The organism is Streptomyces griseorubiginosus (genome assembly GCF_001514195.1).
GTDB lineage: Bacteria > Actinomycetota > Actinomycetes > Streptomycetales > Streptomycetaceae > Streptomyces > Streptomyces griseorubiginosus.
Genome location: NZ_KQ948737.1, coordinates 603,236 through 619,715, shown reverse-complemented (window position 1 = coordinate 619,715; position 16,480 = coordinate 603,236). Strand labels below are relative to the sequence as shown.

The following is a 16,480-nucleotide window of genomic DNA, read 5'->3' as shown; positions in this document are numbered from 1 at the left end:
TTCAAGTCCTAGCGGGGCAGCAGCGCTTCGTCCGGTGTGGCGGGCAGGCGGAGGGTGAAGACCGTTTCCGTGCCGGGGGTGCTGGTGACCGTGACCGTGCCGCCGTGCGCCTCGGTGAGCTGGCGGACGATCGCCAGGCCCAGGCCGCTGCCACCGGTCTGCCGGCCGCGGGCCCGGTCGGCACGCCAGAAACGGTCGAAGACGCGGGGCAGGTCGGCGGCCGCGATACCGGTGCCGGTGTCGGCGACCTCGATCACGATCTCCTCGCCGTCGCCGCGGCAGCCGAGCGTGACGGTGCCCCCGGCCGGCGTGTGCCGGATCGCGTTGGACAGCAGGTTGCCGACCGTCTGGCGCAGGCGCGCGGGGTCGGCGTACAGGGTCGGGGCGTTCTCGATACGGGTGGTGAGCGTGACCCCGGCGGTCTCGGCCCGGCCCCGGTGGGCCGCGGCCACCTGGTCGAGGAGATCCCGTGGGCTCAAGGGTTCCGCGTGCAGCCGGAGGCGGCCCGCGTCGGCCTGCGCAAGATGCTGGAGGTCGTCGACGATGTGCTGGAGCAGCAGGGCCTCCTCCAGGAGCGAGGCGACGAACGCCTCGTCGGAGGCGGCCAGTCCGTCCTGGGCCGCCTCCAGCCAGCCGCGGATCGTGGTGAGCGGAGTACGCAGTTCGTGGGCGACGTCGCTGACCATCGCCTTGCGCTGCTCCTCCAGCCGTTCGCGGCGCTCGGACAGGTCGTTGAAGGCGGCGGCCAGATGACCGATCTCGTCATGGGTCGTCACCGGTACCCGCAGGTGCTCCTGTGTCGGGTGGCGGGCCGCGTCGGTCAGGGCACGCAGGGGCCTGACCAGCCGGGTGCCGACGGTGACGGTGACCGCCAGGGTGAGGACGAGGACCAGCGCGGCGACGCCGGCGACCTTCGCCGTGTTCGCGGAGGAGAGGTCGAAGCCGGGAGCGGCGGGCGATCCCGCCGCGCTCGCGACGAACAGCAGCACGGGCGGCGCGACATAGGGCGCGAGCTGCTCACGACGGGCGGTGTCGACGCATCGTCGTACGGGCTCGCTGACGCTCTCGGCGGGAGCGAAGCCGAGACCGACCACGACCGGATCCAGCCCCTGCCGCTTCAGGCAGCCGCCGACCAGGGCGTTGAGCCGGTCGAGCGCCCGCTTCTCGGTCCTGGTGGGTTCGTCGAGTGCGAACACGCCGCACACCTCGCCCACTTTCCGCTGGATGCCGGTGTCGCCGGTCATGACGAGGGACGGCCTGCCGCTCGCCCCTTCGGTGACCCCGGCGGAGAAACCGGTCCCGCGCAGACAGGTCCGCAACGTCCGTGCCAGGTGGCTCAGTTGCTTGCGTTCGGCGGCGGGCAGCCGGTACGGACCGACCGCGCGCGGGTCGATGCCGTCCGCCTGGACGCCGGGCAGCAGCGCCGGGTCGGCCCGCAGCGGGTCGACGAGCGCCGAGGCCCTGGTGGGCAGGTCCTGGGAAGCCGGGCCGGACACGGCGACGGGCCGCCGGTCCTGGGTGGTCAGGGTGATGTGCCGGCCCGTCCGCTCCGCCAGCCGTGCCAGTGCGGGCTTCACCGCTGACCAGTCGGTGTGAGCGGCCGCGTAGCCCATCAGGGTGTCGTAGATCCGTGCGTCGTCGGCGAGGACCTGTCCCTGTTCCCGCTGGAGGGCACTGGTGGTGGTGCGCGCGGCGAGCCAGGCGGTGGCGGCGACCGAGCACACGGCGATGGTGATCGACGCCGCCAGCAGCCGGACCAGCAGACTGCGGTGCCAGGGCAGCCGACCGGGCCGGGCCGCCCGCCCTCCGGTACGCGCCCGCCGCTCAGCGGCCACGGGTGCCGTCGGTGAGGCGGTAGCCGACGCCGAACACCGTCTGGAGATAGACCGGTCGGCGGGGGACGGGCTCGATCTTCTTGCGGAGGTTCAGGACGTGGACGTCGATGGTGCGCTCGGTGATGTACCGGTCGTCCCCACGGGTGCTCGCCAGCAACTGGCGCCGGGTGAAGACCCGTTCCGGTTCCGCGGCCATCGTGGCGAGGACGTCGAACTCGCCCGGTGTGCAGACCACGTGCCGTCCCTCCACCTCGACCGCCCGGCGGACCGGGTCCACCGCGAGGGCGCCCACCCGCAGCACCGGGTCCGCCGACGGGGTGCCGGACGCCCGGGTCCGCCGTAGCAGCGTACGGATGCGGGCCATCAACTCACGTGGACTGTAGGGCTTGGTGAGGTAGTCGTCCGCGCCGAGGTCCAGGCCGAGCAGCAGGTCCTCCTCGGTGCTGCGGGCGGTCAGCATCAGCACCGGAAGATCGCTCTCGCGGCGCAGGATGCGGCACACGTCGAGACCGTCGACGACCGGCATCATCACATCGAGGACCAGCAGGTCGGGCCGGTGGCGGCGCACCTCGTCCAGGGCGGCGCGCCCGTCACGGACGAGCAGGGCGGTGTGGCCCTCGCTCTCCAGATAACGGCGGATCACCTCGGCCTGTCTGGTGTCGTCCTCGGCCACGAGCACACGGGCGTTCATGGGGCCAGAGTAGGGGCGACCGGATCGGACGAGACGGCTTTCTGACCGCGTCCTGACAGGATGCTCATAACTTCGGGCCAGGGTCTGCCCCCATGTCGAACCTCTTCCATCGAACCGCGGCCCGCACCGCCGCCGGCCTGGCCTGCCTGCTCCTGCTGACCGCCTGCGGAGGCGTCGGCGGAGACGACGACGCGGTCAAGGACGGCGACGGCGAGGTCGCCTCGCTCACCACACCGGCGACAAACGGCGGTTCGGCGAGCGCGAGCGCCGACCCCGACGCGGGCCGTCCACGGATCCGGCTGGACAGCACCAACGAGGAGACCAACCGCATGTACGACGCGTGGCTCTCCTGTCTGAAGGACCACGGGGCGGAGGAGAAGTACAAGCGCAAGCCGAACGACCCCGCGGTGCTGGCCTGCCGGACCAAGGAACCGCTCAGCCCGCCGGAGCTGGACCCGGCCAAGAACCCGGACTACAGCGACGACGTACGCGAGATGGTGAAGTGCATGAAGGGGCACGGCATCAAAGCCCTGGTCCACGAAGGCAGTTGGGCCCTGGAGACCGGGGACGAGCTCAACCGCCCCCACTACGACGAGTACGAGATCGACTGCCAGGTGAAGGCGTTCGGTGGACACAAGTAACCACACCGGGAGCCCCCGTCGGCCGGGCGGACGGCGGTTGGCCGTCGCAGTGGTGGTACCGGCGGTCGTCGTGGCGGGCGCGTTCACCGTGACCGCGTGGCAGGACGACGACGGCAGGGCGGACACCTCGAAAGGCGACACCGTGCGGACCGCGACCGCAGTCGTGACCAGGAGCGACCTCTCCAACGCCCAGACCCTGGACGGAACCCTCGGCTACGGCCGGGCGACCACGGTCAAGGGCGGCCGGCCCGGCCTGGTCACCTGGCTGCCGGCGGCGGGGACGACGGTACGGCGCGGCGAGCCCCTGTACCGGGTCGACAACGTCCCCGTGCCGGTCCTCTACGGCGCCACCCCGCTGTACCGGACCCTTCGGGCCAGGGGCACCACCGGACCGGACGTGCGGACGGTGGCCGACAACCTCAGGGCACTCGGGTACGACATCGGCCCACAGCCTCCGATCGGCACGTGGGTCACTCCACGCCCGGTCACGCAGGACGGCGTCACCGCGGGCGAACCGGCGCCCACAGGCACGGCCTCGGACGCGCCCCCGACCCCGGCCGCCCCCACCCCTTCCCCAACTCCCTTACAGGTCAAGCGCGGTGACGCCGTCCTGACCGGCTCCCTCATCGCCGCCGTGAAGCGGTGGCAGACCGCCGCCGGTATGCCGGCCACCGGAGTGCTGGGTGTCGGCGACGTGGCGGTCCAGTCCGGTGCCGTGCGGGTCGACGGCGTACAGGCACAGCTCGCCGACGCAGCCGACGGGACTCTGATGACCGTCACCTCCACCACCAAGTCGGTGGCCGTCTCGGTGGATCCGTCAGAGGCGGGCTCGATGAAGCGCGGCGACCGGGTGACCGTGACCCTCCCCGACGACTCCACGGCCCGGGGGACCGTCACGGCCATCGGCGCCACCGTCCGCAGCAGCGACGCGTCGAGCGGCGACGACACCTCCGGACAGGCCCGGCTGACCGTCTCCGTCGCCCTGCGCGACACCGGGGCGGTGCGGGGAGTCAACTCGGCGCCGGTGCGGGTGAGTTTCACCTCGGAGACCCGCGAGAACGTGCTCACCGTGCCCATCGGCGCGCTGATGGCGCTGCACGAGGGCGGCTACGCGGTGCAGTTGCCGGGCGGCCGACTGGTCGCGGTACGGACCGGGATGTTCTCCAAGGGCCTGGTGGAGATCAGCGGCACGGGCATCGACGCCGGAACCAAGGTGGTGACGACCTCGTGAGCGGACACCCGGTCCTCGCGGTGCGCGGCGCGAGCATGGTCCACCCCGGCGGGGTCACGGCACTCGACGACGTCTCGCTCACCGTCGAGCAGGGCGAACTGCTCGGCATCGTCGGCCCGTCCGGCTCCGGCAAGTCGACCCTGCTGAACATCATGGGCACGCTGGACCGGCCGACCAGCGGCACCGTGGAGATCGACGGCCAGGACGTGGCGGAACTCTCCGACCGCCGGCTGTCGGCGCTGCGGGGGCGCCGACTCGGCTTCGTGTTCCAGCAGTTCCACCTCACGGACGGGCTGACCGCCGCAGAGAACGTCGCCACCGGACTGCTGTACGCCGGGGTGGCGCGCCGCAGACGCCGCCCGCTCGCCCTGGAGGCGCTGGAGCGCGTCGGGCTCGCCCGCCGGGCCCGGCACCTGCCCCACCAGCTGTCCGGCGGCGAGCGCCAGCGGGTGGCCATCGCCCGCGCGCTCGTCAACCGGCCCGTCCTGGTCCTCGCGGACGAGCCCACGGGCGCCCTCGACACCGCGAACGGCGTCGCCGTACTGGATCTGCTGACCGCGCTGAACCGTGAGGGGACCACCATCGCGGTCGTCACCCACGACCGGGACATCGCCGCCCAGCTGCCCCGCCGGGTGGAGATCCGCGACGGCCGCATCCGCTCCGACGCCCGCACCGACGTCTACGCCTGCACGGAAAGCCGCTCATGACCCACACCTCCACGAGAACGGCCGCCCGGCGCACCGGCGACAGGCCGGTACGGCTGGCCCCGTCGGACATCCTGGGCCTGGGGCTGCTGGGCATCCGTACCCGCAAGGTGCGGGCCGCCCTGTCGGCCCTCGGCATCTCGATCGGCATCGCCACCCTGATCGTCGTGACCGGGATCCCGGCGTCGAGCCAGAAGGCCCTGATGCGGGAACTCTCCGCACTGGGCACCAACATGCTCCAGGCCGTGCCCGCCCGGCAGGACCCACCGGTGCTGCTGCCACCGGAGTCGGTGGACATGGCCCGCCGGATCGGGCCCGTCACCACGGCCAGCGCGGTCGCCAACACCCACACCGAGGTGCTCCGCAACGACCGTCAGGGCGACGCCGACTACACGGGACTCACCGTCCTGGCCAGCAGACCGGACCTGCTGGGCGCGATCAACGCCGAGGTGGGTTCGGGACGGTTCCTCAGCGCGGACACCCAGCGGTTCCCGACCGCAGTGCTCGGCTCGGTCGCCGCCGCTCGGCTCGGCATCCCGAAGGTCGTCCCCGGCCGGAGCGCCCCGCAGATCTACATCGACCACCGCTGGTTCACGGTGATCGGCGTCCTGCACAAGACCCCGCTGTCGCCGGACATCGACCGCTCGGTGCTGGTGGGGTGGGACGCGGCACGCGCCCTGCTCCGGTTCGACGGCCACCCGACCGTGATCTACCTCAAGGCGAAGGAGTCGCGGATCGAGGCCGTACGGGACGTGCTGCCCGCCACCCTCAACCCCGAACTGCCCGGAGTGGTCCAGGTCAGCCGTCCGTCCGACGCGCTGGCCGCCAAGCGGGCCACCGAGTCCACGTTCTCGGCGCTCTTCCTGGGACTCGCCGGGGTCGCCCTGCTCGTCGGCGGCATCGGGGTCGCCAACACCATGGTGATCTCCGTCCTCGAGCGCCGCCGGGAGATCGGCCTGCGCCGCGCGCTCGGCGCCAACCGGGGCCAGATACGGGCCCAGTTCCTCACCGAGTCGGTCGTCCTGTCCGGTCTCGGCGGCCTGACCGGCATCGCCCTGGGCGCCCTGGCGACCCTCGCCTACGCCACCCACCAGCACTGGCCGCCGGTCGTCCCCCTCACCTCGGTGACCGCCGGGTTGGCCGGGGCGATCCTCATCGGCATGCTGGCCGGCGTCTACCCGTCCGTGCGGGCCGCTCGCCTGACACCGACGGAAGCGCTGGCGACGGCGTAGGGAGGTACGGCTCAGCGGGCCGGGGACCAGGCCGGTGCACGCCGGGGCTGTCGGCTTGGTCTGCAACGGGCATCTCGCCACGGTCCGGACCGGGGCTGTCGCCCTGCCCGTGCCGTACCCGATCATGGCCGTATGCGTGCTCGTTTCCTCGGGATCGCCGAGCTGACCGAAGTCCCGTCGGTGGCGGTCGTGGTCGATGTCATGCGGGCCTACACGGTGGCCGCCTGGGCGTTCGCCCAGGGGGCGGAACGGATCGTCCTCGCCGGATCGCTCGACGAGGCCCTGGAGCTCAAGGCCCGCCACCCGGACTGGGTGGCGCTCAAGGACGGGCCGCCCGCGCCGGGGTTCGACGCCGTCAACTCGCCCGGCATGCTGCGGTCGACCGACCTCGGAGGGCTGACCGTCGTGCAGAAGACGACGGCGGGAACCGTCGGCGCGCTGGCCGTCCGGGAGGCGTCCCTGGTGCTGTGCGCGGGCTTCGTGGTGGCGGAGGCCACGGCGCGTCTGCTGCGGGCCCGGGGATGCGACGACGCCACCTTCGTGGTCACCGGCGAGGACGGCCGGGCGGAGGAGGACCTGGCGTGTGCGCAGTACATCGCCGGACGGGCCGGTGGGGCGGCGACGAACGCGGCCGGGTACCTCCGGCGGGCCCGTGCCTCTCGGGCCGCGGCCGAACTGACGCAGGGGGTGCGGAAGGGCGTCCACCCCGACGACGTGGACCTCTGCCTCGAACTCGACCGGTTCTCCTTCGCCATGGTGGCGGCAGAGGAGGACGGGCTCATGGTGCTGCGCCCGTGGGCCGCCCCGTCGTCCGACGGCGAGGTGAGGCATGGCCGGTGAAGGCCCCGGCGGCTCGGCCGGGTGGGCGAAGGCCCTCACCGCGTTCGTCCTGCTCGTCCTCCTGCCCCTGGTGATCTGGTTCCTGGTCTCGTTCAGGGGGTCCGGCGCGTTCCCTTGGTGAGCGGGTCAGCGCCGAGCCGGGGCGACACCGGGCAGGTCCGCCCCCGTCGACAGGGTGGCCCTGACGGTGACGCGCGGATGCGGGGGAGCGGGTACGGCGAGCGTCCGGCCCGGCTCGCGCGCCGAGACGCTGCCGCCGATCGTGAGGGCCGTGACGGCGCGGCTGCCGGCCGCAAGCACGTACCACTTGTTCTTCGGCGACCGCCAGCCGGTGGCGGCCGCCACATGCCTGCCGAACCGTCCGCAGACCGCGGTCGACCGTTCCCGGGAGACGGTCCGCTCCGGTGCGCCGGGTCCGTCCGCCGCGCTGCGCAGCGTCACCGTCACGTCGCCGGGCCCGCGCCACGTGCTGGTGCGGGCGCACGTCCACACCGCGTGGCCGCCGCCGTCCGGGAGGTCCTGCTCGGCGAAGTCCCACGCGTGGACCGCGCTGACACCGCCGCCCCGCAGCGCCCCCAGGGAGCAGGCGTGCTGGGACCAGGCGGACAGGGCCGCCGGACCGGTGGCCTCCCTCGGCTCACGGGAGGGCGCCCCGGGTCCGGGCAGCGGGGTGTAGGTGAGGTGGACCGGGGACAGGCCGTCCAGCCCGGCCAGCAGGAAGGCGTGGTGCTCGGCGATCCGTTCCGACGACCGCAGTTGCAGCACCGGGACACTCGTGCAGCCGTCCGGCGCGGCCACCGGTCGTACGGGCTGGGTGATCCCCTCGCGCGACACGCCCAGCGGACGCCCCAGCACGTCGGGGCGCAGCAGGTCCCGGATCTCGGTCTCCGCGACCCAGGGCGCGATCAGGTAGCGCACACCCGCGCTGCCCGAGGTGAGGGCAACGGCGGCCGCGGTGGTCACGTCCGCGTCGTCGGCGCGGGCGACCGTCAGCGACCTGGGCCCGTCCGCCGACCGGGGCTCGGTGTAGCGGGCGAGCCGCCGGCCGTCGTGGAACAGGACCACGGCCAGGCCGCCCACGTCTCCGGCGTACAGCAGCTGCGGCGCGTCAGAGGGCGCCACCGTGGGCGTGCCGGGGGTCACGGCCAGGCGGGTACCGGGCCCCGGGCGGGTCCAGGTGCTCAGGGCCCGCCCGAGGAGGTTCTCGTCCCGGACGCGGGAGCCGCGGGGCGGCCAGGCGGTGAAGTCGACACGTGAGGTGTTGTCCCAGAGGTCGGCCGGGGCGCGGGTGAGGTCGGCGGGCCGCAGCCCGGAGCGCGTGGTCGCCGACGGCAGGGCGGTGCGCCGGGGCGCGGGGTCCGGGGGCGTGTCCGTGAGCACCGCCCCCACCACCAGCACCGCGAGCGCCGCCACGGCTCCCAGACGCACCCTGCGCCGACGGCGCAGCAGATCGGTGGGGCTGGCCCGCAGGGCACAGGCGTCGAACTCCTGCGGAACGAGGCCGTGCGAAACGAAGCCGTGCGGAACGAAGCCTTGCGGAACGAAGCCTTGCGGAACGCACTCTTGCGGAACGACGCCCGGCGGGACCCGCGCCCCGTCGGCCTGCTCGGCCGCGAACGCCCGGGCGGCGTGCAGCGCGCCCGCCGAGTCGGCCACATCGGCCGCCGTCAGCACATCGGCGACGGCCTCGTCCGGCATCCCCGGCAGCAGGCGGAGCATGAACGCGGCCCGCGCCGGGGCGGGAAGCTCCGACAGGGCCTGGGCGAAGCGCAGTTCCTCCGGGCTGCCCGAACCGGGGAACAGGCGCAGCCCCAGCACGAGCGGCAGACGCGGCAGCAGGGTGCGCGGCGGCGCCAGCCGGGCCGGCCACAGAGCCGGCCGACGGCCGAGCGCGAGAGCGTCGCGCACCACGGTCACCAGGTACGACCGCCGCAGCTCGGCCCGGTCCTGGCGGCCCTCCCGGCGCGGCAGCGGCACGCCCGGCACGACTCGCCCGGGGTGAGCGGCGGGCAGGACGCGCTGCACCACGGAGTGCGCCAGCAGGACCCGCCGGTGCCGGCCGAGGGAAGCGGGCAGCACGACGTGTGCCAGGCGGACCAGATCGCCGTACTGCCCGATGAGGGTGCTTTCGGCCTCCAGGACCGCGGCTCGGGAGGGACCGGCGGAGGGCGGGAAGGGGCGAAGGCGCATGGCGTGGCAGGCTTTCGTCGAGGGACGCGCTGGATGCATCCCGTCAAACGAGACCGCGCCCGGCAAGTCACTCGACCGGCGGTACCACCGAGCCCCGCGCGCGGCCTCCCCAGCGCTCCGGCTCAGCCCTGATGCAGCGGGCGAGCGCGTCACCCGTTCGCCCTGCATCCGGCCGGGCCCCACCCTGCGAATCCCTCGCACGGAACCACACCAGCCGCACTCTGCGCCTGTGCGAGCGGTCTCCGCACACAGCCCCACCGCACCGGAACCGGAGCCGAGCATGACGACCTTCCACTGGCTCTTCGGCGACCAGCTCGGACCGCACTTCCTCACCCCCGGCCCCCACGGACCGGACCGGGACGCCCCGGTCGTGATGGTCGAGGCCCGGTCGGTCTTCCGGCGTCGCCGGTTCCACCGGGCCAAGGCGCATCTGGTGCTGTCCGCGATGCGGCACCGCGCCGCGGAACTCGGCGACCGGGTCCGCTACGTCAAGGCGGACACCTACCGCGAGGGCCTGCGCCAGGCGGTCGGCTCCGCGCCGGTGACGGTCCACCACCCCACCTCCCGCGCCGCCCTGCGCCTGGTCGACGCGCTGGACGGCGTGCGCGTCCTGCCGGCGCGCGGATTCCTCGTCCCGCACGACGACTTCCGGACCTGGGCCGACGGACGTACCGGGCAGCGGCTGCGCCAGGAGGACTTCTACCGCTGGGTACGGCAGGGCCACGATCTGCTCATGGACGGCGCCCAGCCCGCCGGGGGCCGCTGGAACCACGACCATGACAACCGCAGGCCCCCGCCCCGGGGCGCCGGCACCCTCGGTGCCCCGGACCCCTACCGGCCGCGCGAGAGCGCCGTGGACGACGAGGTGCGCCACGACCTGGACCGCTGGGAGCGTTCCGGCGAGGTCTCCTTCGTGGGGCGCGACGGGCCGCGGCTGTTCCCCGCCTCCCGCCGTGAGGCCCTGGCCGCGCTGCGGCGGTTCGTGTCGCACCGGCTCGCCGGGTTCGGCCCGCACGAGGACGCGATGCTCGCGCGGGACCCGGTGCTGAGCCACAGCCTGCTGTCCTCGTCCCTCAACCTCGGTCTGCTCGACCCGCTGGAGTGCGTGTCGCTCGCCGAGGACGCCTGGCGGCGCGGAGACGCACCGGTCAACAGCGTGGAGGGCTTCGTACGCCAGATCGCGGGCTGGCGCGAGTACGTGTGGCAGCTGTACTGGTACTTCGGCGAGGACTACCGGCACCGCAACGCGCTCGGGCACCGTGCGCCGCTGCCCGAGTGGTTCCTGGAGCTGGACGCGGACGCCGTCACCGCGCGCTGTCTGTCCACGGTCCTCACCCAGGTCCGCGACACCGGCTGGACCCACCACATCCCGCGGCTGATGCTCCTGGGCAGCCACGCCCTCCAGCGCGGCTGGGACCCCGCCGCGGTGACCGACTGGTTCCACCGCTGCTTCGTCGACGGCTACGACTGGGTGATGCTGCCGAACGTCGTCGGCATGTCCCAGTACGCCGACGGCGGCCGGATGACCACCAAGCCGTACACCTCGGGCGGCGCCTACGTGAACCGGATGAGCGACTACTGCGGACCCTGCGCGTACCGGCCCACGGAGCGGACGGGAGACACCGCCTGCCCCTTCACGGCCGGCTACTGGGCCTTCCTGCACCGCCACCGCGCCCGTCTGGAGGGCAACCCGCGGATGACCCAGGCGGTGCGCGGACTGGACCGGCTCACCGACCTCGACGCGACTCTGGAACAGCATCGCGGGCACGCCGACGCCCCGCCCTGACGCAGCGGCGGCCGGCCGCGGGTGCCGCCGTGGTGCTCAGCCCGGTGTGATCGCCGTCTCCGCCGCCGTCTTGATCCGGGCACCGAAGGCGGGGGCGTCCTTGCGGGCCGCGGCCAGGGCCAGACCGACCAGCAGCTTGCCCAGGCCGTGGCCCTCCAGGACGTTGTGGAGGCGGACGCGGGTCCGGCCGTCGGGCAAGGACTCCACGTCGTAACCGCCCTCGCGGACCGCGACACTGTTCTTGGACACCTCGGTCCACCGGATCCGCACCGGTTCCTCGAACTCGGTGATGCGGAACTCCCGCGCGGTCTTCATGCCGGCGTCCTTCACCGTGCTCCGGAAGACCGTGCCGATCGCGGTCGGGGTCTCCGGAACCCGCTCGATCCGCAGGACCCTGGGGCTGAACTGCGGATCGTTGCGCCCGTCGGCGAGGTAGGCGAACACCTCCTTCGCGGGCCGGTCCACCTCGACCACCACGTCGAACCGTCCGGACATGGGAACTCCTCATCGGTCGGGCCGCGACGCGCTGCCGTGACGGCATCTGAATCTACGGGAGGGCGGCAGGGCACGCGAGAGCGCAGGCCGGGGCCCAGGTTGTTGGTTGGCCTCTCCCTCTTCGGGAACCCGGGGCACGGCCGCAGGGCAACCCGTCCGCGGCAGTCCGGGAGGTATCCGTGGCCCTTCGCCATCGTCTGATCCGAGTCAGCCCGAGTGCGGTGTGGGACGTCCTCGCCGACGGCCACCGCTACGCGGAGTGGGTCGTGGGGACCGCGCAGTCCGAACCGGTGCGCGGCCGGTGGCCGGAGAAGGGCGCCGCCATCCGCTTCCACATCGCGCTGGGCCCGCTGCACCTCACCAACGAGACCGTCGTACGCCACTGCGAGGAAGGCTCCCACCTCGAACTGGAGGCCCACGCCGGAGTGCTCGGCACCGCGCGCATCGCGATCGAGCTGCGTCCCTGGGGCGACCACTGCCTGGTCATCGTCGACGAGCACCCGCTGCGGGGCGCGGGCGGCCTGCTGCACAACGTCGGGTTCGAGGCGCTGATCCAGCTGCGCCACCGCGCCATGCTCGCCCGGCTGGCCAAGCTGTGCGAGAACCAGGACGGCCGGACCCACGAGGCCCCGCGACGGCTCTCGCCGGTCCGGTCCGGGGCCCAGGGAGCCGAAGGAGGCGGCCGTGCCTGACGCGGTGGTGATCGGCGCGGGCCCCAACGGCCTGGTGGCCGCCAACGTACTGGCGGACGCCGGATGGGCCGTCGAGGTGCTGGAGGAGCAGCCGGAACCCGGCGGCGCGGTCCGCCACGACCGCGGGGTCGACCCCGCCTTCGTCAACGACCTCTTCAGCTCCTTCTACCCGCTCGCCGCCGCCTCCCCGGTGCTGGCGTCACTGCGCCTGCACGAGCACGGACTGCGCTGGAGCCACGCCCGCAGCGTCCTCGCCCACCCCCTCACCGACGGCAGCTGCGCCCTCCTGGACCGCGACCTCGACACCACCGCCGCCTCCCTCGACGCCTTCGCGCCGGGCGACGGCGACGGCTGGCGGCGACTGCACGACGTATGGCAGAACCTGCGCCCCGACCTCCTCGACGCGCTCTTCACCCCCTTCCCGCCGGTGCGCGCCACGGGCCGTCTGGCCTGGCGGCTGCGGGCCGCGGGCGGGCTGCGCATGGCCCGGACCCTGGTGCTGCCGGTACGGCGGATGGGGGAGGAGGAGTTCCGCGGACAGGGCGGCCGGCTGCTGCTGGCCGGCAACGCCCTGCACGCCGACCTCGCCCCGGAATCGGCGGGCAGCGGCGGCTTCGGCTGGCTCATGGCCATGCTGGGACAGACCTACGGCTTCCCCGTCCCCGTAGGCGGCTCCGGCGCCCTGACCGAGGCCCTCACCCGGCGTCTCGAGACGCTCGGCGGGCGGGTCCGCTGCGGGCAGCGCGTGACGGATGTCGTCGTTCGCGGCGGACGGGCCGTCGGGGTGCGTACGGCGGCCGGCGACGCGGTACCGGCCCGCCGGGCGGTGCTCGCGGACGTGTCGGTGCCCGCGCTGTACGGCGGCCTCGTGGACCCCGAGCACCTGCCCGTGCAACTCCTGGACGACCTGCGCCGGTTCCAGTGGGACTTCGCCACCTTCAAGGTCGACTGGGCGCTCGACGGACCGGTGCCCTGGCAGGCCGAGGCGGCCTCCCGGGCCGGCACCGTGCACCTCGCCGACGGGGTCGACGAGCTGACGCGCTTCGCCGCGCAGATCGCCATGCGGCAGGTCCCGGACCGCCCCTTCCTGCTCTTCGGGCAGATGACCACCGCCGACGCCACCCGCTCCCCGCAGGGCACCGAATCGGCCTGGGCCTACACGCACATCCCGCACGAGATCGCCGCCGACGCCGGCGACGAGGGCATCACCGGTGACTGGGGCGCCAAGGACCAGGAACTCATGGCGGACCGCATGGAACGACAGGTGGAGCGGTTCGCGCCCGGCTTCCGCGCCCGGATCCGCGCCCGCCGCGTCCTGGCGCCCCCGACCCTCCAGTCCCTGGACGCCAATCTGAGCGGCGGCGCCATCAACGGCGGCACCACCGCCCTCCACCAGCAGCTCGTCTTCCGGCCCGTGCCCGGCACCGGACGCCCGGAGACCCCGGTCCCCGGCCTCTTCCTGGCGTCCTCCGGCGCCCACCCGGGCGGGGGAGTGCACGGGGCGCCGGGCGCCAACGCGGCCCGCGCCGCCCTGCACCGCCACCGGCCACCCGGCCTCACCCGAGCCCAACGCCTGCTCACCCGCCGCGACCGCACCGGCGACAGGCGCTGACCCCACGACACCGCCCCGCCGGGGCGGCCGTACCCGTCGAGGAGACCCATGAACGAGCAGACGGAGATTCCGGGCGGTCCCGACCGCGAGCACCGGCGTCCCGAGGGCGTCGACGACATCACCGTCGAGGCCCTCGGGGCGCTGTCCAAGGCGCTGGAGACGACCGAACGGGCCAGGGGCCGCCTGTACGACTTCCACCAGCTGACCGGCACCGCGGACCTGCAACTGGACCGTGCCGTCGAGCTGTTGGAGGAGGCGGGGCATCCCGAGTGGGCGGCGAAGGTCCGCTCGGAGGTCCTCGGGCGCAATGTCATCCCGGGGCACTGGACGTTCCAGATCGTCGAGGCCTACAACGCCACCTACTACCGGCCCTTCCAGCAGCTGGAGACCAGCGCGGTGGACGAACTCGCCCAGGGCAGGGACCACTTGTACGAGGCGGAGATGAAGGAGGAGCGGCGCACGGCGGGCCACCCCGACCACGTCGCGCGCCTGCCGGACCCCGAGCTCTGAGCAGTGGTCGGCGCGACACCCCCTCGACGGAAGGACTTCGGGCCCATGAGCAGCAGCCCCCTGGCGGGCCGGACGGTGGTCGTCACCGGAGCCGCCCGCGGTCTGGGTGCGGCCATCGCCGGCGAGTCGGCCCGGCGGGGCGCCCGGGTGGCGCTGCTGGGCCACGAGAAGTCCCGGCTGGAGTCGCTGGCGGCGACGCTGCCCGGGCCGACCATGGCGATGGAGGCCGACGTCACCGACCCGGACGCCCTGGCGGCCGCGGCCGCCGCCGTCCGGGCCCGCCTCGGGCCCGCCTCGGCCGTGGTCGCGAACGCGGGCGTGGCCGAGGGCGGTCCCTTCCTCGATTCCTCACCGGCCTCCTGGAGCCGTGTCGTCGACGTCAACCTCACCGGCAGCGCCCACACGGCCCGCGCCTTCCTTCCGGACCTCCTCGACACGGCCGGCTACTTCCTCCAGATCGCCTCGCTCGCGGCGATCGGCGCGGCCCCGCTGATGAGCGCCTACTGCGCCTCGAAGGCCGGGGCCGAGGCCTTCGCGCACTCCCTGCGGGCAGAGGTGGCCCACCGGGGCGTCGGCGTCGGCATCGCCTACCTCAACTGGACCGACACCGACATGATCCGCGACGCCGACCGGTACGCCGTACTGCGGGAACTGCGGGCCGCCATGCCCGGTCCGGCCCGCCGGGTGTACCCCGTCGAGACGGTCGCCGCGCGCGTGGTCGACGGCCTCGAACGGAGGCGTACGGCCGTATACGCACCGGCCTGGCTGCGCCTGACCCAACCGGTGCGCGCGGCACTGCCACCAGTCGTCCTGCGTGTCGCACGCCGCGCACTGCCCCGCCTGGAGGCCGAACGGCCCGTCGAGTCCACGGGCCCCCTCGGCGCGGGCGGCCTGGCGGACCTGGCAGGGCGGGACCGGGGGTGAGGGACGCGGCGCGGTGCACCGGCGCCGCGTGAACGACTCGCGCGGTACCGCCCCCTGGCACAAAAAGATGCCGCCCCGGACCGTGGGTCCGGGGCGGCACCGTCGTACGGCTCACCGCACGGTGGCGGCGGTCGCGTTGCCCGTCAGGAGCGGCGGGTGCGGCGGGCGGCGTAGAGGGCCGCGGCGCCGAGGGCGATGACCGCGGCCGCGCCGCCGGCTATCGGACCGACCGGCGCGCTGGAGCCGGTCTCCGCCAGCGGAGGCTTGCTCGAGGTCGGGGACGGCGGCGTCGACTGCATCGGCGGCACGTCCGGGGTGGTGGGCGGAGTCGAGGAGGAGGGCGGCGGCGTCGAGGGAGAGGCCGGCGGCGGGGTCGTCTCGTCGGCCGGCGGGGTGGTCGCGGGCGGCGAGGACGGGCTCTCGGGCGGGGTCGTCTCGGAGGACGGCGGGGGCGTGGGGGAGCTCGGCTGCTCCGGGGTGCAGGACTTGTCGCCGCCGTTCCACGCCGCGATCAGGTGGTACGGCGTGACGACGTTGCCCGGCTGGTAGGGGGCGGGGCCGTGCCCGTCCCCGGACTTGCCGTCGTAGATGACGTCGTCGCCGTACAGGTCGATCTGGCCGTAGCAGTCGGGCGACTTGACCGAGAGCTTCTGGTAGGTCTGCTTGGAGTCGTCCGAGGCGGCGACGTCCGCGGCGGTGAGGTAGACCGTGGCGTGGTCGACGAGGGTCTGGAGACCCGACGTGTACCAGTTGGGGCCCTCGGTGGTGTACTCGGCCAGCGAGACCGGGTACTTGCAGCCCTCGCCGACGTTCTGGCCGGGAGCCAGCCGCACCTCGACGGTGCCGGGGGCGCTGGACCACTGGTGGAAGCCGCCCTGCGAGGTCCAGTCGGCGTCGACCGGCTTTCCGGAGGCGTCGACGATGCGGTACTGGACCGTGGCCGACTGGCAGCCACCGACGGGCGTGGCGCTCGCGGCGGTGGCCCCGAGCAGGGGGATGACGGCGGCGGCGAAAGCGGTCGCGGCGACCGTGGCCGATGTTCTGGAGCGTGAGAGGCGCGTCAAGATATGCCCTAGCGGATCGGTGTGTGGGAGGTG

At 73.9% G+C, this 16,480-nt stretch carries 16 protein-coding genes; 11 read left to right on the top strand and 5 right to left on the bottom strand.

Annotated elements, in window-relative coordinates:
• Window positions 1–8: 8 nt before the first annotated feature.
• Together AQJ54_RS21130 and AQJ54_RS21125 are read right to left on the bottom strand one after the other, a co-directional pair.
• Window positions 9–1,835 carry a HAMP domain-containing sensor histidine kinase gene (locus AQJ54_RS21130; protein WP_062239638.1) on the bottom strand — a complete coding sequence of 609 codons (1,827 nt, stop codon included), beginning with the start codon at window positions 1,833–1,835 and terminating at the stop codon, window positions 9–11.
• Window positions 1,825–2,526: a response regulator transcription factor gene (locus AQJ54_RS21125; protein ID WP_062239636.1), complete on the bottom strand. Its 702-nt coding sequence runs from the start codon at window positions 2,524–2,526 to the stop codon at window positions 1,825–1,827. The genes AQJ54_RS21130 and AQJ54_RS21125 overlap by 11 nt, the downstream gene beginning before the upstream one ends.
• Window positions 2,527–2,618: 92 nt before the next feature.
• On the opposite strand from AQJ54_RS21125, the gene AQJ54_RS21120 reads away from it, so the two are divergent.
• From AQJ54_RS21120 to AQJ54_RS47410, 6 genes are all read left to right on the top strand, one after another.
• Window positions 2,619–3,167, top strand: coding sequence for a hypothetical protein (locus tag AQJ54_RS21120; RefSeq protein WP_062239633.1), 549 nt, complete (start codon window positions 2,619–2,621; stop codon window positions 3,165–3,167).
• A 37-nt stretch (window positions 3,168–3,204) separates the two neighbouring features.
• Entirely contained in the window at window positions 3,205–4,398 is a 1,194-nt protein-coding gene (locus AQJ54_RS21115) for an efflux RND transporter periplasmic adaptor subunit (RefSeq protein WP_062239631.1), read from the top strand.
• A gap of 35 nt (window positions 4,399–4,433) precedes the next feature.
• Complete coding sequence (locus AQJ54_RS21110) at window positions 4,434–5,105, top strand: ABC transporter ATP-binding protein (RefSeq protein ID WP_062240482.1); 672 nt, start codon at window positions 4,434–4,436, stop codon at window positions 5,103–5,105.
• Window positions 5,102–6,334 carry an ABC transporter permease gene (locus AQJ54_RS21105; RefSeq protein WP_062239629.1) on the top strand — a complete coding sequence of 411 codons (1,233 nt, stop codon included), beginning with the start codon at window positions 5,102–5,104 and terminating at the stop codon, window positions 6,332–6,334. Before AQJ54_RS21110 ends, AQJ54_RS21105 begins: the two co-directional genes overlap by 4 nt.
• Window positions 6,335–6,466: 132 nt before the next feature.
• Complete coding sequence (locus AQJ54_RS21100) at window positions 6,467–7,174, top strand: 2-phosphosulfolactate phosphatase (RefSeq protein ID WP_062239625.1); 708 nt, start codon at window positions 6,467–6,469, stop codon at window positions 7,172–7,174.
• Window positions 7,164–7,295: a hypothetical protein gene (locus AQJ54_RS47410; RefSeq protein WP_281279400.1), complete on the top strand. Its 132-nt coding sequence runs from the start codon at window positions 7,164–7,166 to the stop codon at window positions 7,293–7,295. The genes AQJ54_RS21100 and AQJ54_RS47410 overlap by 11 nt, the downstream gene beginning before the upstream one ends.
• Before the next feature lie 5 nt (window positions 7,296–7,300).
• Here AQJ54_RS47410 and AQJ54_RS21095 read toward each other — a convergent pair whose 3' ends face one another.
• Entirely contained in the window at window positions 7,301–9,364 is a 2,064-nt protein-coding gene (locus tag AQJ54_RS21095) for a hypothetical protein (RefSeq protein ID WP_062239619.1), read from the bottom strand.
• A gap of 280 nt (window positions 9,365–9,644) precedes the next feature.
• Here AQJ54_RS21095 and AQJ54_RS21090 point away from each other — a divergent pair, with 280 nt between their 5' ends.
• A complete protein-coding gene (locus AQJ54_RS21090; RefSeq protein ID WP_062020079.1) occupies window positions 9,645–11,150 on the top strand; it encodes a cryptochrome/photolyase family protein in 1,506 nt (501 codons plus the stop codon).
• 36 nt (window positions 11,151–11,186) lie between these two features.
• Here AQJ54_RS21090 and AQJ54_RS21085 read toward each other — a convergent pair whose 3' ends face one another.
• Entirely contained in the window at window positions 11,187–11,645 is a 459-nt protein-coding gene (locus tag AQJ54_RS21085; RefSeq protein WP_062020077.1) for an SRPBCC family protein, read from the bottom strand.
• Between the two features lie 179 nt (window positions 11,646–11,824).
• On the opposite strand from AQJ54_RS21085, the gene AQJ54_RS21080 reads away from it, so the two are divergent.
• From AQJ54_RS21080 to AQJ54_RS21065, 4 genes are read left to right on the top strand one after another with little or no spacing between them, the layout of a single operon-like run.
• A complete protein-coding gene (locus tag AQJ54_RS21080; RefSeq protein WP_062239616.1) occupies window positions 11,825–12,337 on the top strand; it encodes an SRPBCC family protein in 513 nt (170 codons plus the stop codon).
• Entirely contained in the window at window positions 12,330–13,949 is a 1,620-nt protein-coding gene (locus AQJ54_RS21075; RefSeq protein ID WP_062239611.1) for a phytoene desaturase family protein, read from the top strand. The genes AQJ54_RS21080 and AQJ54_RS21075 overlap by 8 nt, the downstream gene beginning before the upstream one ends.
• A 48-nt stretch (window positions 13,950–13,997) precedes the next feature.
• Window positions 13,998–14,459 (top strand): hypothetical protein, encoded by a 462-nt coding sequence (locus AQJ54_RS21070; RefSeq protein WP_062239606.1) that lies wholly within the window; start codon window positions 13,998–14,000, stop codon window positions 14,457–14,459.
• Between the two features lie 45 nt (window positions 14,460–14,504).
• On the top strand, window positions 14,505–15,383 hold the full coding sequence (locus tag AQJ54_RS21065) for an SDR family oxidoreductase (RefSeq protein ID WP_062239603.1): 879 nt from the start codon (window positions 14,505–14,507) through the stop codon (window positions 15,381–15,383).
• Between the two features lie 143 nt (window positions 15,384–15,526).
• Here the strand turns inward: AQJ54_RS21065 and AQJ54_RS21060 are convergent, their stop codons facing one another.
• Window positions 15,527–16,447, bottom strand: coding sequence for a hypothetical protein (locus tag AQJ54_RS21060; RefSeq protein WP_062020067.1), 921 nt, complete (start codon window positions 16,445–16,447; stop codon window positions 15,527–15,529).
• Between the last annotated feature and the right edge of the window lie 33 nt (window positions 16,448–16,480).

Bases quoted from the DNA above. Each gene is read 5' to 3' on its own strand.
- AQJ54_RS21125 (WP_062239636.1), bottom strand. From the start codon at position 2,526: ATGAACGCCCGTGTGCTCGTGGCCGAGGACGACACCAGACAGGCCGAG.
- AQJ54_RS21120 (WP_062239633.1), top strand. From the start codon at position 2,619: ATGTCGAACCTCTTCCATCGAACCGCGGCCCGCACCGCCGCCGGCCTG.
- AQJ54_RS21110 (WP_062240482.1), top strand. From the start codon at position 4,434: ATGGTCCACCCCGGCGGGGTCACGGCACTCGACGACGTCTCGCTCACC.
- AQJ54_RS21105 (WP_062239629.1), top strand. From the start codon at position 5,102: ATGACCCACACCTCCACGAGAACGGCCGCCCGGCGCACCGGCGACAGG.
- AQJ54_RS21100 (WP_062239625.1), top strand. From the start codon at position 6,467: ATGCGTGCTCGTTTCCTCGGGATCGCCGAGCTGACCGAAGTCCCGTCG.
- AQJ54_RS47410 (WP_281279400.1), top strand. From the start codon at position 7,164: ATGGCCGGTGAAGGCCCCGGCGGCTCGGCCGGGTGGGCGAAGGCCCTC.
- AQJ54_RS21095 (WP_062239619.1), bottom strand. From the start codon at position 9,364: ATGCGCCTTCGCCCCTTCCCGCCCTCCGCCGGTCCCTCCCGAGCCGCG.
- AQJ54_RS21090 (WP_062020079.1), top strand. From the start codon at position 9,645: ATGACGACCTTCCACTGGCTCTTCGGCGACCAGCTCGGACCGCACTTC.
- AQJ54_RS21085 (WP_062020077.1), bottom strand. From the start codon at position 11,645: ATGTCCGGACGGTTCGACGTGGTGGTCGAGGTGGACCGGCCCGCGAAG.
- AQJ54_RS21070 (WP_062239606.1), top strand. From the start codon at position 13,998: ATGAACGAGCAGACGGAGATTCCGGGCGGTCCCGACCGCGAGCACCGG.
- AQJ54_RS21065 (WP_062239603.1), top strand. From the start codon at position 14,505: ATGAGCAGCAGCCCCCTGGCGGGCCGGACGGTGGTCGTCACCGGAGCC.